Genomic DNA, 24,211 nt, shown 5'->3' on the forward strand with positions numbered 1-24,211 from the left:
GCTCAGTTGATCTGCACCGCACCGCCCTTGACCCGGTTGACGCCGGTCGACCGGCTCAGCACGTAGCTTCCCTGGATCAACACCTTGCCGCTGCGTGTCAGCGTGATGCTGGCCTTGCCGCAGCGCAGCACCATCTGCTCCCGCGCGTTCAGGATCAACCGCTCCCCATCGGCGTCGATCTCCACTTGCGCCGGCTTGCTCGCCAGCGGCCAGCCCTCATCCCCGCGCAGCACGCCCATCACGATCGGACGGCGCGGATCGGCCTGCTCGAACATCAGCACCACGCACCGTCCGATGTGCGCGCCATGCAGGTCGACCACACTGCGCGCGCGCAGGGCCGCGGTACCGGGCTGCCCCGGGAACATCACGAGCGGCGTGCGCCCCTCGTCGGTCATGGCGATCAGTTCTCCCGTCGCCACGGAGTTCGATGGCGCGATGGCCAAGGCCTCCTCCAGTCCGGTCTCGATCAGATCTCTCCCGCTCATGGTCAGGCTCCTTGAATGAATTCAGTTCTGCAGAATCTTTGACCCCTTCATCACGATATCGCTGCTCGCCTTCGCGTTGATCTTTCCAGAGGCGTCGATCGTGATGTCTTTGCCCTTGATCACGATGGTTCCATCCTTCTTCATCGTGATGCTGGCGCTGCCGGTGGTGATGGAGACGGAGTCGCCCGCACTGATGACGAGGTTCTTGCCCACGGACAGCGAATCGTCCTTGGCCACACTGGCGGTCCGCCCCGCGCCCACGCTGCGCAACTCGTCCGCGCCCACGTTGGTCGACAGGTTGGCCCCCACATCCACCGACCGGTTCGCTCCGATCGTGCTCGACTGGTTCGCGCCGACCGTGACGGTCTGGCTCGCCCCCACGGTGATGGCCTGCATCGCCCCCACCGTGATCTCCTGCGCCGCCCCGACGGTGATGGTCTCGTTGATCCCCACCGTGTGCGTGCGCTGCAGCGCCACCGTGGCCGTCTCGCTCGCACCGACCGTGATCGCGCGGTTCTGGCCGATGGAGATCGTCTCGTTCAGGTCCACCGTCTCCGTGCGGTTCTGGTGGATCGTGATGGTCTCGTTCTTGTCCACCGTTTCCGTGCGCTGCCCGTGCACGGTGATGGTTTCGTTGTTGTCGACTGTCTCCGTGCGGTCGTGCTTCACGTGCGTGGTCTCGTCGTGGTCGATGGTCTTGGTGCGGTCGTGGCCGACCCAATGCGTCTCGTCGTTCTCGACCTCGATGTCCTGGTTCTTCTCTGCATGCAGGTACACCTGCTCCGCGCCCTTCTTGTCCTCGAAGCGGAACTCGTTGCAGTTGGCCGCGCTGCCCTTGGGCGTGGAGCGCGTGCGAAAACCGCTTTGGGTGTGCGAGCCGAAAGGAATTGGCTGGTCGTCGTTGTAGACGCGGCCCACGATCAGCGGGCGGTCGGGGTCGCCGTTCAAGAAATCGACGATCACCTCCTGGCCGATGCGTGGGCAGAAGTACCCGCCCCAGCCCTTGCCGGCCCACGGTTGCGACACGCGCACCCAGCAGGTCGACTTCTCGTTGCTCTTGTCGTAGCGGTCCCAGTGGAAGTGCACCTTCACGCGGCCGAAGTCATCCGCGTGGATCTCCTCGCCCGACGGGCCCACGACGATGGCCGATTGCGGCCCCGGCATCACCACGCGCGGCGTCAGCCGTGGCGGGCGGAAAGGCATGTCGACCGGGAACACAGTCAACAGGAAGGCGCTGATGCCCGGGCGGCTCGCATCGAGCGAGGGCATGCGCGCGGCGACCGCCTCGAAGGCCGCAAGCGTGTCGGCCAACACGGCATCGTCGGCGAGCGCTTCGCGCAGCAGCTGCATGGGCGAAGCGGGCAGTGCCTCGATGTCGGCGCCTTCGTAGCCCGGGTGGGTCACGACGAAGGTGCAGGCAGCGATCACATAGTCGCTGTCGCGCGTGCCGTCGGGGTCGTTCTCGAACTTGAAGCTGCGGCCCGCGGCCACGTCGGGCCAGGGCGTGAGCGCCCAGTGGCGCTGGCGGCGCGCGCCGATCTCTTCGCCGCGCAGCTTGCCCTTGTCGTCGGCATCGCCGCCCGTGAAATAGCTGCCCGCGAACTCGAAGGCCTCGAACTCGGCCAGCTCGTGCTTGTCGGGCGTGCCTCCGGCCGCCTCGAGCTTCTTCTTGATGGCCTTGAAGTCGCTGTCGGTGGACGCGTACTTGCCGGTGTCGAACTGCCGCTCGCTCACCCAGCGCGAGATCTCGTTGAAGCGCGCTTCGGCGGCGTCGCTCGACACGTAGCGCAGGGTGTCCGCGGCGGGCAGCTTGTCGTGCGCCATGTCGCTGGCATCCGAAAGGTGCATGGTGCCGGGGGCGTCGTGCGCATCGAACCAGTAATAGATACCTTCGTCTTCCAGCAGCCGCGATAGGAACTGGTAGTCGCTCTCCTGGTGCTGCACGCAATACCGGCGCGGCTTGTGGGTGCCCACGACGTTGTCAGACCTGGTCTTCTTGAAGCGCTTGATCGGGCTGTCCTCGAACACCGCATCGAGCACGTCGAGCACGGGCTTCTCCTGCAGGATGCGCGAGTTGCCGCGCTTGGTGAGCAGCCAGAACCAGGAGCGCAGGGTGAAGCGGTATTCGAAGTACCGGCCCGCATGGCCCGCACGCACGAAGCGCACCGCATGGCCCTGGCAGTGCCGCTCATGTCTGGCGCCATCGGCGTCCTCGAAGCCGATGACGACGTCGAAGGCCCGCCCGAGAACGTCCTTCGCGTCGATAGCCTTGTTCTCCGACAGCACCGTGAGCTCGTAGATCGAGGGGCGTGCCAGTGCCTCGTGACCCACGATGCGCCAGAACATGAGCTCGTCCTTGACGGGCGAGTCGCTCTCGATGCGGAACTCCTTGTCTGCCATGGATGGCTGCTCCCTTGTTCTGTACAGGCGGCGCCATGGGGCGCCGCCCAGGCATCGGCAATGCGCGCTACGGCGCCAGCAACAACACCAGCGTCTGGCTCGGCACCGTGCGCACACCCGGGCAGTTCGTGCTGTTCTGCAGCGACACGCTGGTGAGCCGCGATGCGGGCATGCCCATCAACAGCACCGTGAAAGCCCCGGTGAGATGGCGGCTCGGCCCCATCACCGTGCCCGAGGCCACGCCCAGCAGCACGCCGGAGTTGTCGCCGTTGGTCATCGGAATGGTGGTGCCGAGGTTGTGGGCCGGCCCGCCCATGATGAGGATCGAGGGGCAGTTCGGAATCGCCATGGGGCCCATGGCGATGTTCGGGTACGGCACCGGAATCGGCGACGGCGCGGCGGGCGTGATGCAGACATCGGGAAAGCCCATGTCCGTGCCCATCAGCTGGCAGTTGGCGAACATTGCCTGTTCTCCCTGTTCGTTCCTTCGACGCCTCAGCCGAAGTGGATCTGAGCGCCGCGCGCCTTGACCAACTCGCGACCGTTGATCAGCGTGTGCTCGCCTTCGAGACGCATGAGTTGCTTCGCCTCGCACTCCACATGCGTCGCCGCTACCCGGTCGATGCCGTCGGTGGTGCGCAGGTAGTGCCTGCTGAAGTGCTGCACGCGGTCCATCACCGACGAAAGCACCGAGCCGACGAGCTTGAGGCTGGTGCCGACCACGCTGAGCTGGCGGCCGACGACGTCGGCGCTGTCGGTGGCCAGGCGCGTGCGCTGGGTGGCGATGTCGAGCTCTTCGGCTGCCAGTTCGATGCGTCCGCCCTCGGCAGCGATGCGCATGCCGGTGCCGCCCTCACAGCTCAGGACATTGGCCGTGCCCTCTTCCCGCAGCAGCACGGCCATGATCCACACCTCATCGGGCGCGATGCGCAGGCAGGCCACGCTGTCGCCCGCCGCCGGCTCCAGCAGGCAGCTCGCTGCGCGGCGTGCGCGCAGTTTCAGATCGCCGCTGGCAACGACCTGTCGGCCTTTCGCATCGGTTCCGAGAATGCCCACGCACCATTCGCCGGGAATGGCCTTCGCGGCCTGGCTCTTCCTGCCGGTGCGCGCTTTCGTCGGCATTGAGGTTTCGTTGTTCATGATGGTGGTTCCCTCTGTGTTCGTCATGTCAGGCGACCAGCGGCTGCCAGCGCTCCGATTCCGACAGCTCCGGGTCGGTCTCTAGCGCGCGGGCGCGGTCGGTCATCTGTGCGTCTTCGGTGATGGCGGCATGCAGCACGGTGCGCAGCATGGTGGCGCGGCGCAGGTCGGCCGTGGCGAGATCGGCGTGGCGGAAGTCGGCGTACGTGAGCTCGGCGCCGCTGAAGTTGGCGCCCTGCACTTTCGCGCCCGCGAAATGGGTCTGGTACAGATCGCAGCCTGTGAAGTTGGCCTGCGGCAAAACGGCACCGGTGAAGAGCGCCTGCCGCAGCCTTGCGCCGGAGAAGTCGGCAGCCTTCCCGGTGGCCGCGCAGAAGATCGCCGACGGCGCGACGGCCTTCGCGAACTTCGCGCCATCGAGCGTCGCGCCCTGGAAGTTGCACTGCTGCAGCGTGACGCCGCTGAAGTCGGCCCCGCTCAGGTCGGCGGACGAGAACTGGCAGCCGTTCAGGTCCAGCCCGGCAAACGACATGCCCTTCAGCGAGGTCTTAAAGAACACATTGCGCAGCATGCGTGCGCCGGTCCACGTCAGGTGCGAGAGATCGCATTCGTTGACGGTGGTGTATTGCCAGCTGGTGTCGTCGGCGCATACGTCGAGCAGCACCGACTGGCTGATCACCGCGGAGTCGAGCGGCACGCCGCGCAGCACGGCATGGTCCAGCCTGCAGCGGGTCACCGTGGCCATCGTCATCGACGACTGCGCCATCTGCGCATGCGTCAGGTCGCACTCCGCGAACACGGCACCGTGCAGGTTGGCCTCGCGCAGGTCCACGTGATCGAGCTTGCAGCGGTTGAAGACGGCCTTGCGCAGGTTGGCGCCGGATGCGATGGCGCCACGCAGGTCGCACACATTGAATACCGTCTCGCGCAGGTCCGCGCCGCGCAGATCCGCTTCGGCGAAATTGACCTGCGAGAAGATCCCGCCACCCAGCGGCAACCCGGCATAGCGCCCTTTGCTCAGGTCGAGCCCTTCCAGCGTTTCCCCGACGCTGACGGCAATGGCAAGAAGACCCGGACTCATGCCGCCGCCTGCTGTTGCGCCGTGAGTCGAGGCCATGTGCGCGCCCGTTTGAGCAATGCGCCATCGAAGCTCGTCGACCCGTCCAGCCGCACCCGGCCGAGGTCGGCCCCGAAGAGATTGCTGCGCCGCAAGTCGGCCCCCCGCAGATCCGCCGACTGAAAGATCGCGTCGCTGAAGTTCACGCCCGACAGCAGCGCATTGGCGCAGATGGTCTTGCGCATCAGCGCACCCTTGGCGCTGGCAAGCCTCAGGTCGGCTCCCTCGAGCTGTGCCTCGCAGAGGTTGGCGCCATCGAGCACCGCGCGGATCAGCTTGGCGCCGCGCGCATCGGAAGCGCCAAAATTGAAGTTGCGCAGATCGGCCTGGCTCATATCCGCGCCGGCCAGGCTGCTTCCCTTGACCGCCACGGTCCCGGAGCATTGCGCCGCCATCAGCTTCGCGCCGTCGAGCCTGCTGGTGACGAAGGTCGCGTTCTCGATCTTCGCGGCATGCATGTCGACACCCGAGAGGTCCGACTCGATGAAGCTGCAGCCGCACAGGTTGGCCTCCGGCCAGCGCATGCCCTTCAGGTCCAGCTTGTAGAAGACCTGCCTGCTCAGGTCTGCGCCTGTCCAGTCGGCATCGCCCCACGTGGTCTCCAGCAGATTGGCCTTGGCGAATATCGCGCGCCGCATCTGCGTTCCGGCGAATGCGCAGTGCATGAGCGTTGCATCAGTGAAGTCGGCGTCGTCGAAGACACCACCCGCGAGCCGGGCCTTGCCGAGGTTGGCCTTGCCGAACTTCGTGCCGATGGCGATCACGCCCTCCAGGTTCGCATGCGCCAGCACCGCGCCCGCAAGGTTGGCGCCCGAGAGATTGGCATTGGCGAGGTTCGCGCTTTCCAGCCACGCGCCCTCCAGGTTCACGTCCCTCAGGTCCAGGCCCGAAAGATCGGCCCCCGTGAAGTCGATGCCCGCGAAGAACTTGATGCTGGCCGCGCCGGCGCGCGCCATCTCTGCGCGCAGTTTCGCCGCCTCGTCCTTCGGCATCGCGAAGGCCGGCAGTTGCATGTGCGCGGCCTGGAGGTAGCCGGCGCGATGCGCGTCCTCGATCTGGCACAACCTGGGAAAGACCGGCGACAGATCGAGCGGCCGGGTACCTGCGGCCGCCTGCGCGCGCATCTCGGCCATGTGCTTGTCGGGGTCATACTTCGGCGGGCCCCGGTGCTGCAGGTTCTCGAGGTCGATCTTCTGCTCCTGCGTCATCGCCAGGGCCCGTTCGATCGTCGTGACCACAGTCTCGATCGCCGCCCACCGCTGGGCCTCGGCCTCCTTCATCTTCTTTTCCAGATAGGCCGGCAGCTCGTCGCCTACCGGAACCTTCTCGCGCTCGGGCATCCGGATACCCAGCGCATCCGGGTCCTTGCCCATGGCAACGGCTTTCTCGCGGGCGAGCGCCACTTCCATCTCGGCGCGGTGGTATTGCGCTTCGGCCTGCAGGCCTTGCAATTCGAAGGGTGCCTTCGCGGCCTCCACATCAGGGTCGAGCGTGCTCACTCCTTCCGGCAGCAGGTCGCTGTCAACGATCGAGTAGATGGGCCCCATCTTCGGATCGGCACGTTTCGCGGCGGCGGCGAGATAGTACGCATCGGAGCGACGCTGGCCGATGCGTTCGACCGCACCCATGAGGCTCACCACGTCGGAGCCGTCGTCGGTTCCGACCTCGGCCAGCCCCTGGAAGATCGCGATGCAGCGCTCGGCATGCGGAAAGAACCACACCGTCGTCAGCCGCAGCGGCACCTCGCGCACCTTGGGCTCGCCGACCGCCATCCTGTAGCCGACGAAAACGCGTGCGCGCATGCCCGGCAAGCGGCCTTCGATCAGGCGCTTTTGCGGGTGCATGTTCTCGAACGAGAACGACTCGTCGCCAGCGAGTGCGGAGTCCATCCACTGGTCGGACGGTGCCAGGTTGAAATAGCGCCAGTCGGTGTCGGGTGCGAACCCCGGCGCATGCAGCTTCAGATAGTCGGCATCGTAGGTGCCGCGGTATTGCACGCGCTGGGGGTGCATCACGTCCAGCGCACCCATGCCGGCCGGTGCGACGGCCTGGTCGGGGCGCAGCAGGCGGTCGTGCGGCAATTCGATGTTGGGCAACCAGGCCGTGCCGTCCGACCTCTCTCTGCCGCGGCCGCCGGTGTTGAGGGGAAAGTCCGGCCCGCCATAGGCCCTTGACCAATCCAGCGGCATCTCCTCGAAGGGTCTGGCCTCGCTCGGAGCGGAGCCATCCCAGTAGCGGTCTCCCAGCACCAGCAAGGTCTTCTCTCGCGTGCCGAAGCGGGCGCGCACCGCGCAGCCGGCCGATCGATCCGGAGGAGGAAACGCCTTGCCGTGCACCAGGAACTCCGGTGTGAGCTTGGCCACACCCTCGTCAATCAACGGCTGAGCCATTTCTTTCGCCAGGAAAGACCACATCGACTGCTCCGCCCACAGCGTGCCGTGCTCGCCTTGCGCGAACGGCAAGTGCAGGCAGGCGCTGATGCTGAGGCCGAAGCGCTTGCGAAACTCGATGGGGCGCGTCGACAGGCCGAGCGCCTGGGGTTTGAGGACCTGCATGATCGTCTGCCGCTGCGCCTAGGAACCGCCGCCGGAGCCGGAGCCGCCAGAGCCCGACCCCGAGCCAGTGGGCGGCGTCCAGGGGGTTGCACGCTCCCCGTAGGCGCTCGAACTGGCGGACGAACCGTCGGCGTTGGTGGACCTGTCGTCACCGAGCGCTGCGGCCCCAGCGTCATCCGTCGCCATGGATGCAGCCGCTCCCGCGCCCATGGCCAGAAAAAGAGGAATCGCCGGAGGCATGAAGATGCCGATGGCAGCGGTGCCCGCCGCCGCGACGCCCTGCGAGCGGCGATCGCGTGTGATTCTCGCGAGCGTGGAGAGCCGGCCCGCAAGCCCCGGCAGACCGGCCTGCGCGGCTTCTTCGGAAGCAGTCGTCAACGCATCGGCCGCATCAGCGTACTGCTTCAGTGTGTCGCCGATGCCCTTGATCGCTGTGCCCACGCCCGCCGCCAGGCCGATGACGCCGGCAACCGCGGCGGCGCCGGCGCCGCCGCCACCGCCCCCAGGGGTGATGACCTTCAGCGGCGTCAAGTCCACGTCAGCAGTGGACACCGCCTTGATCTCCGGCGCCGCACAGTTGATGAGCTTGACGGCAAGCGTGTTCTCGATGGCCACACCGACAAAGTTGCTCATCGCCAGCGACACCGAATTCTCGATGCTCATCCCCATGAAGGTGGAACTGGTGATGCCCAGGTTCGCCTCGGAGTTGTTGCCGATGTAGCCGCTGGTGTTGGGCCCGAGGATGGTGGTGTTGGACCCCACCGCCGTCTGGTCGATGTTGCCCGCCGCCATCATTTCGATGCCGGTATTGCCCATCAGCTTGATCTTGTTGGCCATCAAGGCGAGAGGACCGCTGGGCACAGTGATGTACTTGGAACTCGCCCCCGTCACCATCCAGTCGATGTGCGCGGCCTCGAAGCTCATCTTCGCCGCCTTGTAGGTGAGGTTGCCGCTCACCGTGATGGTCTGGTTGCCGATCACGTTGCGGGTCTCCCCCGCGCGCGAGGTGTCGGTGCGGGCACCGGTCACGTCGGTGGTGCGGGTGCCGGTGACGGTCAGCGTGTCGTTGCTGTCGACGAAGGTGGTGCGGTCGCCCACCACCTGGTTGTTCTGCTTTCCCTTGACCGTGTTCTTCTGATCGACCGCCACCATGTTGGTGTCGTTGCGCGTCACCGTGCTCTTGCGGTCGCGGTCCACGTGGTTGGTCTGGTCGCGCTTGACGGTGACGCTCTGGTCGCGGTCGATGGTGGTGGAATCGTCGCGCTCCACGCTGCGGCTCATGTCCAGCTCGGCGTGGATGTTGATGTTCTCCTCGCCCTTCTTGTCCTCGAACATGATCTCGTTGTAGTTCGACGAACCGCCGCCGGGCGTGGAACGGGTCTTGAAGCCGCTCTGCGTGGGCGACTTGTAGGGAATGGGCTGGTCGTCGTTGTAGACGCGGCCGACGATGATGGGCCTGTCGGGATCGCCATTGAGAAAGTCGACGATCACCTCCTGGCCGATGCGCGGAATGAAGTAGCCGCCCCAGCCCTTGCCGCCCCAGGGCTGCGACACGCGCACCCAGCAGGTCGACTTCTCGTTGCTCTCGTCGTAGCGGTCCCAATGAAAGTGCACCTTCACGCGGCCGTGGTCGTCCACATGCAGCTCGTCGCCCTTGGGCCCGACGACGATGGCGGTCTGCGGGCCCGGCATGGTCACGCGCGGCGTGAGGCGCGGCGTGCGAAACAGGCGCTCGACCGGCATCACGGTGAGCAGGAAGATGCTGCTGCCGGTCTGCGCGGCCGAGAGCGCGGGCGTGGCCGCGATGATCTCTTCCAGCACGGGCAGCGTGTCGGCGTTCACCGCGTCGTCGCGCAGCACGTCGGCCAGCGCGGCGTGCACGGGCTGCGCCAGGGTGTTGCCGCTCACGCCCTCGTAGCCGCGATGGCTGGCGACGAAGGTGCAGGCCGCGATGATGTAGTCGCCGTTGCGGGTGCCGTCGGGGTCGCCCTCGTACTTGAAGCCGCGCCCGGCCGTGACGTCGGGCCATGGCGTCACGGCCCAGTGGCGGTCGCGGCGCGCACTGAGTTCGTCGCCGCGCAGCTTGGCCCGGGTCTCGGCATCGTCGCCGCTGAAGTAGCCGCCCGGGAACTCGAAGAGCTCCAGGCTCGCGAGTTCGTGGTCGTCCGATGCATCGATGTCCGCGCCCAGCTTCTTCTTGATCGCCTTGAAATCGCTGTCGCGCGAGGCGTGCTTGCCGGTGTCGAACTGGCGCCCGCTCACCCAGCGCGAGATCTCGTTGAAGCGCGGCTCGGCGGCGTTGGTCGCCATGTGGCGCAAGGTGTCGGCGGCGGGCAGCTTGTCGTGCGCCATGTCGCTGGCGTCCGATATGTGCATGGTGCCGGGCGCGTCGTGCGCGTCGAACCAGTAGTAGATGCCTTCGTCTTCTAACAGGCGCGACAGGAATTGGTAATCGCTTTCCTGGTGCTGCACGCAGTAGCGGCGCGGATTGTGGTTGCCGATCACATTGTCGGCCTTGGTCTTCTTGAAGCGCTTGATGGGGCTGTCCTCGAACACCGCGTCGAGCACTTCGAGCACCTTCTTCTCCTGCAGGATGCGGGAGTTGGCGCGCTTGGTGAGCAGCCAGAACCAGGAGCGCAGCGCGATGCGGTATTCGTAGTGCCGCCCCATGTGGCCCGCGCGCACGAAGCGCACCGCATGGCCCTGGCAGTGGCGCTCGTGCGTGCCGCCGTCGGCATCCTTGAACTCGATCACCACGTCGAAGGCATGCCCGAGGATGTCCTTGGCATCGATGGCCTTGTTCGTCGAGATCACCGTGAGCTCGTAGGCCGACGGGCGCGCCAGCGCCTCGTGCCCCACGATGCGCCAGAACATCAGGTCGTCCTTGGCGGGTGAATCGCTCTCGATGCGGAACTCGTGGTCGGCCATCTTTTTCTCTTGAGGTGGAGGCTTGTCGGTCAGTCGGTGAGCCGATTGATCAGTCGAAGGCGTAGGTAAAGTCGGCGTCCTTCACGTCGAGCGCCACCCGGCGGATCTCCCCACCCGACGCCAGCCGTTGCAGGTACTCGACCGAAATCGTCGGCAGCACGGTGTTCGTCAGGATCGCGTCGATCACGCGCCCGCCCGATTCCGGGTCCTGGCAGCGCGCGACCACCTGCTCGACCACCGCGTCGCTGTACTCGAAGGGCACGCCGTGGTTGGTCTCCACGCGCTTCTTGATGCGGCCCAGCTGCAACCGCACGATCTTCTTCATCATCTCGGGCGACAGCGGGTAGTAGGGAATGGTGACGATGCGGCCCAGCAGCGCGGGCGGGAACACCTTCATCAGCGGCGCCTTGAGTGCATCGGCCAGTGCGTTGGAGTCCGGCAGCAGCTCGGGGTCGCGGCACATGCTCATCACTAGCTCGCTTCCCGCGTTGGTAGTGAGCAGGATGATCGTGTTCTTGAAATCGATCATGCGGCCCTCGCCGTCTTCCATCCATCCCTTGTCGAACACCTGGAAGAAGATCTCGTGCACGTCGGGGTGGGCCTTCTCCACTTCGTCGAGCAGCACCACGCTGTACGGCCGGCGGCGCACGGCCTCGGTCAGGATGCCGCCCTCGCCGTAACCCACGTAGCCCGGCGGCGCGCCCTTGAGCGTGGAGACCGTGTGCGCCTCCTGGAACTCGCTCATGTTGATGGTGATGATGTTCTGCTCGCCGCCGTAGAGCGCCTCGGCCAGCGCGAGCGCGGTCTCGGTCTTGCCCACGCCCGATGTACCGCAGAGCATGAACACGCCGATGGGCTTCTGCGGGTTGTCGAGCCGCGCGCGCGAGGTCTGGATGCGGCGCGCGATCATCTCCAGGCCGTGCTTCTGGCCGATGACGCGCTGGTTGAGCGTGTCGGCGAGCTTGAGCACCGCTTCGACTTCGTTCTTGACCATGCGGCCGACGGGAATGCCGGTCCAGTCGGCGACGACCGAGGCCACCGCCTGCTCGTCGACCGAGGGCAGGATGAGCGGCGACTCGCCCTGCACCACGTGGATCTTGGCCTGCAGCGTGTGCAGTTCTTCCAGCAGCGCCGCCCTGTCTTCGCTCCCTCCCCCGCTGGAGGAGGGTTGGGGTGGGGGCACGTCGGCCTTGGCATCGCCGCCGGCCGGCGCATCGACCGGCTTGTTCCCCGCCCGCAGCTTGGCGCGCAGTTCGAGCAGCCGGTCGACCAGCCCCTTCTCTTCCTTCCACCGCGCATTGAGCCCTTCGAGCTGGGTCTTCGATTCGTCGAGCAGCGCCGCTACCTGCGCCGCGCGCTTGGTCACATCGATGCCGATGGCCTCCTCGCGTCCGATGATTTCCTGCTCGACCGTGAGCCCCTCGATGCGCCGCATGCAGTCTTCCACCTCGGGCGGCGTCGCGTGCTGCGACACGGCCACGCGCGCGCAGGCGGTGTCGAGCAGGCTCACGGCCTTGTCGGGCAGCTGGCGCGCGGGAATGTAGCGGTGGCTCAGCTTCACCGCCGCCTCGATGGCCTCGTCGAGCAGCTGCACGCGGTGGTGCTTCTCGAGCACGCTGGCCACGCCACGCAGCATCAGGATCGCCTTGGTCTCGTCGGGCTCGGGCACCTGCACCACCTGGAAGCGGCGGGTGAGCGCCGGATCTTTCTCGATGTACTTCTTGTACTCGGCCCACGTCGTGGCGCCGATGGTGCGCAGGTTGCCGCGCGCCAATGCGGGCTTCAGCAGGTTGGCTGCGTCGCCGGTGCCGGCCGCGCCGCCCGCGCCCACTAGCGTGTGGATCTCGTCGATGAACAGGATGATGGGCGTGGGCGAGCTCTGCACCTCGTCGATCACCTGCCGCAGGCGCTGCTCGAACTCGCCCTTCATGCTGGCGCCGGCCTGCAGCAGGCCGATGTCGAGCGTGAGCAGCTTCACGTCCTTCAGCTGCGGCGGCACGTCGCCGCGCGCGAGGCGCTGCGCGAAGCCTTCGACCACGGCCGTCTTGCCGACGCCGGCCTCGCCGGTGAGCAGCGGGTTGTTCTGGCGGCGGCGCATGAGGATGTCGACGATCTGGCGGATCTCCTCGTCGCGCCCGGTCACCGGGTCCATCTCGCCTTTCTTGGCCTTCTCGGTGAGGTCGACCGCGAACTTCTTCAGCGCATCGCCCTTGCCCATGGCGGCCGGCGCCATTGCGCCGGAGTCTTCGCCCGGCGCGCCGCTGCCCATGCCGGTTCCGTCCTGCGCGCGCATCTGCGCCTCGGTTGAGGCGTCGCAGATCTTGGTGAAGTTGTCGGCCAGGTCCTCGACCTTGACCTTCTCGAACTGCTTCGACAAGCCGAACAGTGGGTTGCGCAGGCTCTGCGTCTTCAGCATGCCGACCAGGATGTAGCCGGTGCGCACCTGCGCCTCGCCGAACTGCAGCGTGGCGTAGGTCCATGCGCGCTCGATGGCGTTCTCGATGTGCGGCGAAAAGTCGCTGATGGCGGTGGCACCGCGCGGCAGGCGGTCGAGCGCGGTGGTCATGTCTTTCGCGATGACCGACACATCGAGCCCGTAGTGCTGGATCACGCGGTGCAGGTCGGAGTCCTGCACTTGCAGCAGCTGGGCGAACCAGTGCTCCAGCTCCACGTACGGATTGCCCCGCATCTTGCAGAACACGGTGGCGCCCTCGATGGCCTTGTAGGCCAGCGAGTTGAGCTTGCCGAAAAGGGCGGTGCGGCTGATTTCACTCATGAGGGACTCCGTATCTCTTCTGAACGAATGAAGATGGGTTGATTGAAAGGCTGGCTGCCGATGCGCACGTCCGCCGCGTCGCGCGAACGTGTGCGCTGCCCGAGCCACGAGACCCAGCCCAGGCGCGGTCCGTTGCCCTTCGCATCGCCGAGGCGCGTGAGCGGCACCTGTGCCTTTTCGAGCACGAGTTCGGCGTCCCACTCCAGCTCGTCGCCCAGCAGTTGCTGTATCCAGCGCTGCAGCACGGGCCGTGCGTTGCCGATCGGCAGGAACATGCGGTACTGGTCGAGCGTGAGCGGCCCCAGGTGCAGGCGCACGCGGTGCTGGCGGTCCCAGGCACGGGTGCCGAGCATGGCGCCCATGCCCATCGAGCGCGAGCTCTCGCCCTGCCCCAGCCGCGTGAGCTCTCCGGCCGGCAGGCTCATCCAGTGGCCAACCCAGCGCTCCAGCTTCACGGGCACGCCGAAGTAGCTGCACAGCACCGACTCCACGCCCTCCACGTTGTGCACGCGGCGCGCGAGCCAGCCCGAGAAATGCAGGCGCGCGTCGTCATGGATCTCGTCGCGGTCCACGCGGCCCGGCGTGCCGATGCCGATCAGCGCGCCGATCTGCAGGCGGAAGCGGTCCTCGCCCGGCCGGTCGAGCGCCACGGCAGGCCGCGACTGCGCCCAGGCGCGATAGAAGTGCAGCGAGAAGCGGTGCGAGAAGCTGTCGAGAAAAGCCAGCCACGTCGGGTCGCCATGGTTCAGGCTGCGCTCGCGGATGAAGTCGCTCAGGTGCACCGGCAGCGGGCCGTTGGGGCCGATGTAGCCGAAGAACTGCTGGCGCAGGCGCGGCGGCGAATGCGCGGTGGCAGGCTCGAAGCGGCTGAAGCTCGCGGGCGCGAACGACAGCGAAGGTTCTTGCCCCACGCGCACAGGCTCGGCGCTCGGCAGCAAGGCACGGCCCCAGCGCGGCGTGGTCTTCGCGACCGACTCCAGCCGGCGCATCACCGCGAAATAGTCGAAGGCCCACGGCTGCGCCGACCACTCGCGCAGTGCGGCATCGACCCGCGCGTTCACAGAATCTGGCGCGTCCCGCACAGCGGCCTCCAGCGCATGGTCTCGCCCTTGCCCGCGATGCGCAGCACGGTCTCGACGAAATGATTCACCTCCACGTGGCGCGACAGGAAGCGTGCAAGCACGGCGCCGAACAGGAACGCGCTGTGGCCGTGGAAGGCGTCCTTGTCGACTTCGAGCGTCACTTCGAGTCCGCGCCCGAAGGCGATCGGGCCCTTGAGCGGCAGCCTGCGCGCGACGGGCTTGCACTTCACCGACAGCAGCCCGCGCACCTGGCCCTGGCGCATCTCGTCGGCATGCACGGCGTAGAGCATCAGCGTCTCGCGCAGCGCAGCGGCGCCCTGCTCCGGCGTGCTGTCGGACAGCGACAGGTAGTTGAGCGCGAGGTGATCGACCACGCGCCACCCCAGCCCCTGGCTCACCACCGGCGACACCGGCCGCGACGGCCCGCGCACCATGCGCACGCGCTGCACGGGGAAGGAGTCGACGCAGTCGAAGTCGTTCTCGCGGCCCAGCGGCATGAGCAGCGGCAGGTCGCGGTTGGTGCACAGCGCGGTCACCGCCAGCTGCCGCAGCGTGGCCGCATACGGCGCCTGCTGCGGATCGACGATCTGCATGTAGACCTCGGAGCCGATGTGGCTGCTGCGGTTGCCCTCGGTGCGCTGGCGCACCGACAGCATGCGCGGCTCGCGCGTGGTGGTGAAGTAGGCCGGATGGCTCGTGCGGCTGCCGTGGAAGGCCGAGTAGAAGGGCCGGAACGGCTGCTCGACCGCCGCCGCATCGGCACCGGGCGCGCCGTGGCCGATGACCTCGGTGACGGTGTGCACCTCGAAGTCCTGCGGCCGCGTGCGGTCGGGCACCAGGTGGAACTGGCTCACGCCCTCGGTCATGGCCACGCGGTCGAGCCGCTTGGTGAACAGGTTGACGGCGGGCACGCAATGCAGCTGCACGTTGTCGGCACTCACGAGCTTTTCGAGCGCCGCGTCGCCGCGCGAGAACAGCAGCACGATCTCGACATCGGTCACCGGCATCGTGGCCAGCAGCGCCTCGAGCCCGCCGATGCGTACGAACTGGAAGCGCTGCGCAAACGCGAAGTACTCCTGCAGCAGGCGAAAGCCCGAGAAGCCGGTGGCGGTGGCGGGCAGCAGCGCCTCGTCGTCCTCAAAGCCGACCGCGCCGATGGCGCTGGCGGGCAGGCTCTGCGCCGCGCCCTGCAAGGCACCGCTCGGTGCCAGCGGCCGCACCAGCACGCCGACGGGCTGGCCCAGCGCGCATTCGTGCAGCTGCCAGGCCACGTCTTCGGCGCCTCCGAAATGCAGCACGAGGTCGTCGAGCGCGATCTGGCTGAAGTTCAGGCCGGCCGTGGCGCGCAGCGCGATGCGCAGGCCGCCGCGGATGGCGCGCGACTGCGGGTGCGTGTTGAGCGGCAGGTCGGGGGCGTAGGTGAAGTACTGCGCACGCTGCACCTCGATGGGCCACACGCGCAGCGCGCTGGCCGTGCGGAATTCGCAATGCGTGTTCTGCCCCACGGCCTGCCGCGCACGCAGGCCGCTGCCGCGCGGCAGGCTCGGGCCGGTCGCGAGGTTCGCGTCATCGGGGTCAGGCACGAAGGACACGATCACCATCGCCGGCGTCGGCGCGAGGAAGTGTGGATAGACGATGTCGAGCAGGTGGCCCGTGAAGCGCGGGTACTCGGCGTCGAGCTTGAGGCCCACGCGCGCCGACAGGAACGCGGTGGCCTCGATGAGCCGCTCCACGTAAGGGTCGGCCACCTCCTGGCCCTCGATGCCAAGTCGATGCGCGATCTTCGGGAACGCGCGTGCGAACTCGGCAGAGCTTTCGCGGAAGTAGCGCAGTTCCTGTTCGTACAGGCTCAGCAGCCGAGGGTCCATGTCGGACTTACCTTGGGTTTTGCGCCATGTCCACGATCTCTATGCGGCCCTCTTCAAGATCTACGCGGCTTCGCATCAGGAACTCGAGCGGTACCGGCTGCGCCCACAGCATGCCGCGGATCTGCAGGCCGATGCTGTTGTGGGAGTCCAGTGCCGGGCCTTCCATGACGAGTTCCACTTCGAGTGTGCGGGACAAAATGCGCGGCTCGAACTGCAGGATTGCGTTCTTCAAAGCCTGTTCCATGCTGACACGCTGCACCGACGAGGTGAACTGGCCAGACAGCATAGGCAATCCGTAGTTGATGACCGAGCGCGCTGCATTCGGGTACTGCCTGTCGTCCATCGCAAGGCCGTAGCCGGTGGCGTTGAACAGCCAGCCGAGGTCGCGCAGCACGGCCTGGCGCAGCGCCTGCTTGGTCAGCGTGCGCTTCTCGTCGCTCTCGCGCTTCTCGTCGGGCGCGTTGTCGACGAGGCGGTCGAGCAGCGAAGGCTGCAGCCGCTCCTGCGCGGTGAGTTCAGCCACCGGCGCTGCTCTCGCCGCCCTCGGGCGTGAACAGTATCTCGCGCACGTCCATCAGCGCGTACTCGCCCGCGTCGCTGCCGAGCACGCGCTGGCCATGGCCGGCCCAGACCTCGGGGCGCAGTTCGCGCCACTCGGTCTTGCGCGCAAGAAGCAGCTCGCCGTCCTCGGTCTTCTCGGTGCCTTCGTAGCGCGTGGGAATCAGCGCGAGCGTTTCGCCGCCGTTCTCGAACTGCAGGTGCGCGGGCATCCACACGCAGTCGCGCAGGTCCTCGGGCGGCTCGATCTTGATGTGCGCGAGGCGCGCGTACGGAATCCAGTAGTACTTGCCGTTGACGAAGGCTTCGAGCACCGGCCCCAGGCGCATGTCGGCATCGGCGAGCCACTCGAAGGGCGTGCCGTCGATGGTGCCGCTGATGGCGGGCGCACCGTCGAAGGCGCGCTGGCGCAGGTCCTCGGCCAGCTCGCTTTCTCCGCGGCCCTGGCGCAGCAGCGACTCGATGAGCAGCGCCAGCCATTCGTCGGGCTGGCCGAAGATCATCGGCGTGCGCGTGCCGGCGAACACTTCGGCGCGCAGGCCCTCGCAGCGCACGGCCTCGCCGTAGACCTGCTTCATGGGCACGGCGAGCGCGTCGAGTTCGGCCGCCACGCTGAGCTGGTTGAGCGCGCGCTCCCATTGGCCGAGCACGCACAGCAGCTGCGCCATGAAGACGCGGTGCTTGCTGTCTGCGGGGCTGGCGCGCACGTCGTCGCTCAGGGCCTTGAGGGCGGCGGCCGGGTCGGCGGCCTTGAGGAGTTCGGCGGCGGTCGTCATGGTGTGCGGCTCCTGGATGTGGCGGCGTTCAGGCGCGGGTGAACTGGCATTCGCGCACCGCGCCGCGCAAGCCGGTGGTCTTCTGCGGCGCCGACTTGACCTTCACCGTGCGGTAGCTGATGGAGACCAGCTCCGAGGGCACGCCCCAGTGGCCGCCGGAGTTGAGCACCAGCCTGCAGATGCGGGCGTTCTCCAGCACCAGCTCGAAGGTCGATTGCGCATCGGGCGCGCGCTCGTCGCCGCCGGCCTTGAAGGCGCTGATGACGACCTTCAGGTCTTTCTCCTGCGTGCGCAGCAGGCTGGCGAGCGTGGCGGTGGCCGCGTCGCTGCGGCGCGCGACGATCAGGTTGTTGGGCACGACCTGGTTCTGGCTGGACGACTCGGGCACCTGCACCGACCAGTAGTAGCCGCCGATGTTCAGCCGCGCCTTGCCGTCGTCGAAGGAGCGGTCGAGTTCGGCTTCGACGGGCGCGCCCTTGTTCTCGATCAGCATGACAAGGTCGGTTTCCGCGGAGCCGGTGCCGATCAGGTCGTAGAACTGCCGGGCGTCTTCAGGGCTCCAGGAGCCGTCGTCGAGAAATGCCATATCACCTCCGAGGTGCGAAAGAAAAAGGATGAATCGAAATCGCATGCGCCGGCTTCATGGCCGGGCTCCGCCGTCCGCAGCGGCGCTTCTGCGCAGCAGGGCCGCGAACACCTGCCGCTCGCCACTCTCGGCCGGCGGCTGGCCGCCGCGCACGCGCACTTCCGACACATCGGCCTGCGCGTAGCCCACGCCGAACAGGCGCGGCGCGCTGTAGGGCGTGGCGGGCACGGCCATGACCAGCAGGCGCGCATCGCCGGCGGCATCGAGCCAGGGCAGGTCGAAGCGCTTGACCGAGGGCTGCTCGGTCGTGCCGCGCTTGAATCGGTTGGTTTCGCCGAGCTCGTCGGGGTAGACCGACTGCAGGTTGCCGCGCGCATCGATGCCGGTGATGACGAGGTCGAGCGAGCGGCCGCTGGTGTTGCGCACAGTCAGGCGGACGCGCTCCCCGGTGCGCGCGGCGGGCAATGCGTTGGCCGCCTGCGAGACGGGAACGCTGCGCAGCATGCGGTCGCCGCTCCACACCTCCAGCGCGGCATCGAAGCCGTCGAGCTGGCCGTCCTTGCCGTAGCCCTGCAGCTGCGAGAGCCACTTGAGCTGCGCCAAGGCCTGCAGGCGGCGGCGCAGCGCGGCGGTGTCGGGCAGCACCACGGTCGAGACGTTCGCGCCGAAGAGCGGTGCGAGCAGTTCGAGGCGCTGTCCCGAGGCGCCGAGGTCGGTCCAGCGCACGTCGGCGGTGGCAGCGTCGTCGGTCAGGCGGATCGCCGCCGGATAGTCGAGGCTGAGGCCGGTGGGCAAGGGCTTGTCGGCGCGCACGCGCAAGGCGGTGGCGGCCGGCTCCGTCATCGGCGTGACGCTCCAGAACGCGCTGCCCGACACGTCCTTCAACGCCGCGGGCACAGCGAGCCACGCGCCGCCGAGCTTGATCTGCGCCACCGTGGCCGGCGCGCTGCGCACGGCGCCGTCGTCGAGCGTCGCGATCACACGCAGCTCCTGCTGCTGCGCAAGGCCATCGAGCAGGCCGGCCTTGATGGCCAGGCTGTCGCCGCTGCGCTGCGCGCGCCACACGGGTCGCGTGGACGCGGGCGCGCCGCTGTTGGCGAACAGCGGCGCATCGAGGTTGCCTTCGGCCACGGGCGACGGCAGCTCGCGCGTGGGGAAGCGCTGCGCGAGTTCGTCGATGACCGGCGGGTACAGCGCGAGCACGCCGTCGAACAGGTCGCGCCAGGTGGCGGGCTTGCGCGACAGCGCCTCGACCATGGCCCAGGTCAGCAGGCCCTGCGGCCGGGCGTTGCGCGCCTTGCGGGGCAGGCGCAGCTCGGGCGTGATCTGGTGGCTCTCGGAGGCGAAGAACGCGACGTAGCGGGCGCGCGGCACGGCTTCGGCCGGTGTGGGCGGCGTCAGGGGCCGTACCGGCGCGGCACCGCCAGTCAGTTGGGTCGCGCGCAGGCCGCGCCAGCGCACCTCGTCGTCGCTCGGGCCTTCGGCGGTGGCGGGTGCATCGGCGGTGCCGCGCGTCATGGAGTTGGCGGAGCAGGTGTCGAACACCGAGGCGACGAACACGTTCTTCGCGAGGAAGGACTGGATCCACGCATCGAAGTCGGCGTCGCGCAGGTCGCCCGTGAGCACGTTGTCGCTGCCCAGCGTGCCGCGCACGTCGCGCGCGAGGAAGTTCTCGGAGAGGCCATCGGGCTCCTGGTAGCGCTTGGCGATGTCGCGCAGCCGGGTGCCATGGCCGGAGAAATACAGCAGCACGAAGTCGCCGCTTCTCGACTGCGCGAGCAGCTTGGCAAGAGCCTCGTGGATGGCTTTCGATTCGGGCAATGCGGCGCCATTCACACCATCGGCGAGCATGGTGATGTCGGACGCCGCGAAGCCCTGCTTGAGCAGCGCATCGCGCATCAGCATCACGTCGTTGCGCGGCGCCTGCAGCCACAGCGCCTGCGGCTGGTTGGCGAGTTCAGAGACGCCGACGAGCAGCGCGCGCGGGGTGGCGAAAGCAAGGGTGCAGCAGGCGATCAGCCACAGCACGAGCAGCACCTGCAGAACGCGAAGTTGTGTTGCTCCTTCCCTCTTTGGGGGAAGGCTGGGATGGGGGCGGGCAGAGCGCCCATTGGATGCGCCGCGTGCCCCCACCCCGGCCCTCCCCCGGAAGGGGAGGGAGAAAAATGCCGACAGCATTCGCACACCGCGCGTTTGTATTGCTCCTTCCCCCTTTGGGGGAAGGTTGGGATGGGGGCAGGCAGAGCGCCCACTGGATGCGCCGCGTGCCCCCACCCCTGCCCTCCCCCAGAGGGGGAGGGAGGAAGACAACAAACGCGCGCGGTGTGTCACGGCCGCTGCTCCCGGGCCGGCCCGGCCGACTCGACCAGCGGCGAAGCCGCGAGCACCGCCAGCGCATCGACGGGCTCCGGCACTCGCAGGCGCCACGCGCCCTCGCCGCCCGGCCCGCCCACCACATCGGCCGAAATCGACTGCAGCAGCCGGTCGGCCTCGTCCATGCGCACGCCGGACTTCCAACGCACCACGAGGTCGGCCCGGGTCGGCGCAGGTGCGGCAGGCACGGCGCGGAATCGCACCTCGTCTTCCTCGGACGCACCGCGGCCGCCCAGCACCCCGATGTTCTGGATCACCACGAACAGCGCCAGCACCGCGAAGGCCGGGCGCGCCCAGCCTTCCGCGCCGAACCAGCGACGGATGCTGCCCCACCAGCCGTCTTCCGGCCGGGACTGCGGCTGCGCACGCGAAGATGAAGAAGAAGAAGGCGAAGAAGCCGATGCATCGCCCTGCGGCCGCGCCAGCGCCGCCCCCAGCCGCAGGCCCGCGTCGCGGTACAGCGCCTGGTAGTCGGCACGCGGGTCCTGCGGACCGAGCGGCGTGCCCGACAGCACCGAGAACACCCCGCCCACGCTGCGCAGCGCGATGCGCCCCGGTTCGGGCGCAATGGCCAGCGAGGCGTGCGCGGCCCACTCGTCATGCACCGCGCGGATCGCGGCGAGACGCGTGGCCGACACCTCGCCCTGCACGCGCGCGCACAGCTGCGGGCTCGGCTCGAGCGTGAGCACGTTCCAGGTCTGGATCACGCCGAACATCGGCTCGAAGGGCTCGTCCTCAGGCTCCAGCAGCACGTCGAATGCAGATGCCCAGTCGGCCTCGCCGGCGGCCATCCAGCCTTGCCAGAGTTCGCCGTGGATGCAGCGGTCGAGCAGCACGCCGAGCAGGCGCCCTTCGTGCACCACGCTGACGAGGCGGCCCGGCGCCCAGCGCGCCGGGAAGGCACGCTGGGCGACAGCCTCGCGGCGCCGGGCCAATTCGGTGAGGGGCAGCAGCAGATCGGATGCGGCGGCTGCAGCAACGGGTTCGGCGCTCGTCCCGAGGGACGAGCCCGGCATGGCCACGGTGGCCATGCCCGGCGGCGACGCGTCGTCGGGCACGGCCGCGCCCGTTTCGAACGCGTGGCGGATCACGCTGAGCGGGGGCCAGAGGTCGTGGGTCATGGCGTCTGTTCCTGAATGGCTATGTCTTCAGGCATAAGACGCTTCAGCACCGAGGATTTTGAAAACCTGCAGGATCGCGGCCATGTTGCCGGGCTCGATGGCGATGCCCAGCGTCTGCTCGATCCAGCCGCCGAGCCGGGTCTTGGCGTAGTCCGCGGTCAGCCCCTCGCGCTTGTGCACGAGGCCCAGCCGCCCCGCACGGTAGTGGTACGACGCAATGGCGTGGCGCGAGGCGACGCCCGACAGCCCGCCCTCGGCCTCCTTGCCGAAGCCCTCGCACAGCAGCAGGCGCTCGGGCTCGGGCAGCCCGGCGATGAAGGCGCGCGCGGCAAGCTGCACGGCCTGCGCGCTCAAGCCGTGCTCGGCCAGGCAGCCGTCGAGGTCTTCGCCCGCACCGATCTCGTCCTCGAGCTGCGCCTCGGTGATCTGGTCGCCGATGGAGAGCTTGCGGCGAAACGAGCTGGCACGCGTGCAGTCGATGAGGTAGCGGCGGAAGTAGGCGCACAAGGCAAACGCCGTGGAAGGCGCACTGTGGCCCGCGCGCTCGTCGGCCTCGTCGGGGTCGGCGTCGAGCCGCAGCACCTTCACGTAGATGAACTGCGCCACCAGCTCCTGCCGGCCCTCGCCCAGCACCTGCAGCTCGGGCGGGTTGCAGGCCACCAGCGCCTCGCCCACGATGCGGTACATGGCGCCCATGTCGTCGGGGGACAGCGTCTGCCTGCGCCGCCAGAGGCGGACGAGTTCAGAACTTTCCGCGGACGAGAGGGTTTCCTGCATGAAGAATCAAGGCGCCCGATCGATCGATCAATCGTCGACGCAGCTGCCTTCCGAGGGCACCAGGCACTGCGGCAGGTTCGCACCCACCGCCCCGCCGCGCGTGCGGATGGCCGACGAGGCCGCGGCCTGCGCCACCGCGAGGCCGCGCGGCAGAAGAATCCACAGCTGCCCGCGCTCCTTCATGCGGCGCGCGTTGGTCGCTGCCTGCTGGCCGTTGCCGAAGAAATAGTCGGCCCGCACCGCGCCGCGGATGGCGCCGCCGGTGTCCTGCGCGATGGTCAGGCGCTGCATCGGCGCGCCGCTGCCGGGCGTGCGGGTCGACACGAACACCGGATAGCCCAGCGGCGTGCTGCGCGGATCGACCGCAATCGAACGCCCCGCCGACAGCGGCACGCCGAAGGCGCCCACCGGCCCGCCCACCGGCGAGATCGATTCCTTGAAGAACACGTAGCTCGGGTCCTTGATGCCCGAGCCGCTCACCGCGCCAGCCGCGCGCCGCCCCGGCACGACGACCGGACCGCTGGCCACCGGCCGCACGAGCGTGAAGCCGCGCGTGCGGATGGTGCCGCTGTCGACGGCACCGGTGTCGTCCTCGTCGCCGTCGTCCAGCTGCAGCTCGATGGACGAGCCGCGCACCTTTACCGGGCTGCGCGGCTTGCCGTTGGAGGCCTGCGCCAGCGTCGGGCGGAAGGGCTGGCCGTTCTGTTCGGCGTAGGCGACGCGCACGATGTCGCCATTGGCCATCCTGATGCGGCCCGAGCCCTGGATCTGCATTTCGTACAGCGCGGTGGCGCTGCTCACGAAGGCCAGCACCTTGGCGTTGGGCGCGCCCTTGGTCTCGATCTCTTCGCGCGTGTAGTACGGCAGCAGTTGCTTGCCCTCGACCCGCAGGCGCACCTTGCGGTCGAGCGTGTCGCGCGAAATGCCCGAGAGATCGAGCGCATAGAGGCCCGGTGCGCCCATGTCGCGCGTGCTGAGGCCGGTCTGCACCACCACGTTGCGCCCTTCCACGCGCGCCGCCACCGTGCCGTTGCCGGCGGGCAGCTTGCGCGCGTCGGCGAACAGCATGTCCTCGGGCTGGCCGTAGACGGGGTAGATGAAGGGTGCGCCGTACTGGCGGGCGCCCGCGATCTCGGGCTCGAAGTAACCGGTGACCACGCCGTCGGGCCTGCGGTCGTCGTCGCGGATCTGGTAGGCCGAGAACTCGCCCTCGAAGAAGCCGCGGATGGCGTTGTTGCTCTTGCCGTCGACCTTCAGCGCGCGGGCGCAAACCTCTTTCCACTCGGCGCCGCGCCCGGTCAGCACCTTGCAGCTGCCGAGGAAGGCAGGCCAACTCTCGGAGAAATCGTCGCGCGCCCAGCCCGGCACCGAGTCGAAGCCGACCGAGGTGTAGGTGGCGAGCTGCGTGGAGAAAGTGCGCGCCTGCCCGGCCACGCTGGTGCCGACAGGTGGCGGCGTGCGCGAGGCAGTCGTGCTGCCCGCGGTGTCCGTCGTGGCCGCGCCGGTACCCGTGGCGGCCGGCGGTGGTGCGGCGCAGCCCGCCAGCGAGGCGATGGCGGCGGCAACGGCCCATCGGAGCGCGCAGGCGAGGCGCTGTTCGGGCTGCTGTTGCGGTTGTGAAGCGGTCATGAAAGTCTCCTTGTCCAGCAAGTGGCGGCCCGAGGGGCCA

At 68.2% G+C, this 24,211-nt stretch carries 17 protein-coding genes; all 17 read right to left on the reverse strand.

Annotated elements, in window-relative coordinates; translation table 11 throughout:
• Positions 1–2 precede the first annotated feature (2 nt).
• The gene (locus ASD05_RS16360; protein WP_056594603.1) at positions 3–485 is read right to left on the reverse strand and encodes a DUF6484 domain-containing protein; all 483 of its coding nucleotides are present in this window, start codon (positions 483–485) and stop codon (positions 3–5) included.
• Between the two features lie 21 nt (positions 486–506).
• Entirely contained in the window at positions 507–2,885 is a 2,379-nt protein-coding gene (locus ASD05_RS16365) for a type VI secretion system Vgr family protein (RefSeq protein WP_056594606.1), read from the reverse strand.
• Between the two features lie 67 nt (positions 2,886–2,952).
• The gene (locus ASD05_RS16370; protein ID WP_056594608.1) at positions 2,953–3,348 is read right to left on the reverse strand and encodes a DUF4150 domain-containing protein; all 396 of its coding nucleotides are present in this window, start codon (positions 3,346–3,348) and stop codon (positions 2,953–2,955) included.
• A gap of 32 nt (positions 3,349–3,380) precedes the next feature.
• A complete protein-coding gene (locus tag ASD05_RS16375; RefSeq protein WP_235507995.1) occupies positions 3,381–4,025 on the reverse strand; it encodes a DUF3540 domain-containing protein in 645 nt (214 codons plus the stop codon).
• Positions 4,026–4,053: 28 nt separating this feature from the next.
• Entirely contained in the window at positions 4,054–5,106 is a 1,053-nt protein-coding gene (locus tag ASD05_RS16380; protein ID WP_056594657.1) for a pentapeptide repeat-containing protein, read from the reverse strand.
• Positions 5,103–7,697 carry a DUF2169 domain-containing protein gene (locus ASD05_RS16385; protein ID WP_056594611.1) on the reverse strand — a complete coding sequence of 865 codons (2,595 nt, stop codon included), beginning with the start codon at positions 7,695–7,697 and terminating at the stop codon, positions 5,103–5,105. The genes ASD05_RS16380 and ASD05_RS16385 overlap by 4 nt, the downstream gene beginning before the upstream one ends.
• Positions 7,698–7,715: 18 nt before the next feature.
• A complete protein-coding gene (locus ASD05_RS16390; protein WP_082572087.1) occupies positions 7,716–10,625 on the reverse strand; it encodes a type VI secretion system Vgr family protein in 2,910 nt (969 codons plus the stop codon).
• 49 nt (positions 10,626–10,674) lie between these two features.
• Positions 10,675–13,401, reverse strand: a complete 2,727-nt coding sequence (tssH, locus tag ASD05_RS16395; RefSeq protein ID WP_056594614.1) for a type VI secretion system ATPase TssH — start codon at positions 13,399–13,401, stop codon at positions 10,675–10,677.
• A complete protein-coding gene (tssG, locus tag ASD05_RS16400) occupies positions 13,398–14,462 on the reverse strand; it encodes a type VI secretion system baseplate subunit TssG (protein ID WP_235507996.1) in 1,065 nt (354 codons plus the stop codon). Before tssG ends, tssH begins: the two co-directional genes overlap by 4 nt.
• A complete protein-coding gene (gene tssF / locus ASD05_RS16405; RefSeq protein ID WP_056594619.1) occupies positions 14,459–16,351 on the reverse strand; it encodes a type VI secretion system baseplate subunit TssF in 1,893 nt (630 codons plus the stop codon). Before tssF ends, tssG begins: the two co-directional genes overlap by 4 nt.
• A gap of 7 nt (positions 16,352–16,358) precedes the next feature.
• Entirely contained in the window at positions 16,359–16,874 is a 516-nt protein-coding gene (gene tssE / locus ASD05_RS16410) for a type VI secretion system baseplate subunit TssE (RefSeq protein WP_056514827.1), read from the reverse strand.
• Positions 16,867–17,685 carry a type VI secretion system accessory protein TagJ gene (locus ASD05_RS16415; RefSeq protein WP_056594621.1) on the reverse strand — a complete coding sequence of 273 codons (819 nt, stop codon included), beginning with the start codon at positions 17,683–17,685 and terminating at the stop codon, positions 16,867–16,869. Before ASD05_RS16415 ends, tssE begins: the two co-directional genes overlap by 8 nt.
• A gap of 28 nt (positions 17,686–17,713) precedes the next feature.
• Positions 17,714–18,271 (reverse strand): type VI secretion system tube protein Hcp, encoded by a 558-nt coding sequence (locus ASD05_RS16420; protein ID WP_056594624.1) that lies wholly within the window; start codon positions 18,269–18,271, stop codon positions 17,714–17,716.
• A gap of 54 nt (positions 18,272–18,325) precedes the next feature.
• Positions 18,326–20,299 (reverse strand): caspase family protein, encoded by a 1,974-nt coding sequence (locus ASD05_RS16425; RefSeq protein ID WP_056594660.1) that lies wholly within the window; start codon positions 20,297–20,299, stop codon positions 18,326–18,328.
• 299 nt (positions 20,300–20,598) lie between these two features.
• The gene (locus ASD05_RS16430; protein WP_056594626.1) at positions 20,599–21,765 is read right to left on the reverse strand and encodes a hypothetical protein; all 1,167 of its coding nucleotides are present in this window, start codon (positions 21,763–21,765) and stop codon (positions 20,599–20,601) included.
• Positions 21,766–21,792: 27 nt separating this feature from the next.
• Positions 21,793–22,542: a hypothetical protein gene (locus ASD05_RS16435; RefSeq protein ID WP_056594630.1), complete on the reverse strand. Its 750-nt coding sequence runs from the start codon at positions 22,540–22,542 to the stop codon at positions 21,793–21,795.
• 27 nt (positions 22,543–22,569) lie between these two features.
• A complete protein-coding gene (locus ASD05_RS16440) occupies positions 22,570–24,171 on the reverse strand; it encodes a murein transglycosylase A (RefSeq protein WP_056594664.1) in 1,602 nt (533 codons plus the stop codon).
• Positions 24,172–24,211: the final 40 nt, after the last annotated feature.

Origin of the sequence: Variovorax sp. Root434 (assembly GCF_001426595.1) — a bacterium.
Lineage (GTDB): Bacteria > Pseudomonadota > Gammaproteobacteria > Burkholderiales > Burkholderiaceae_C > Variovorax.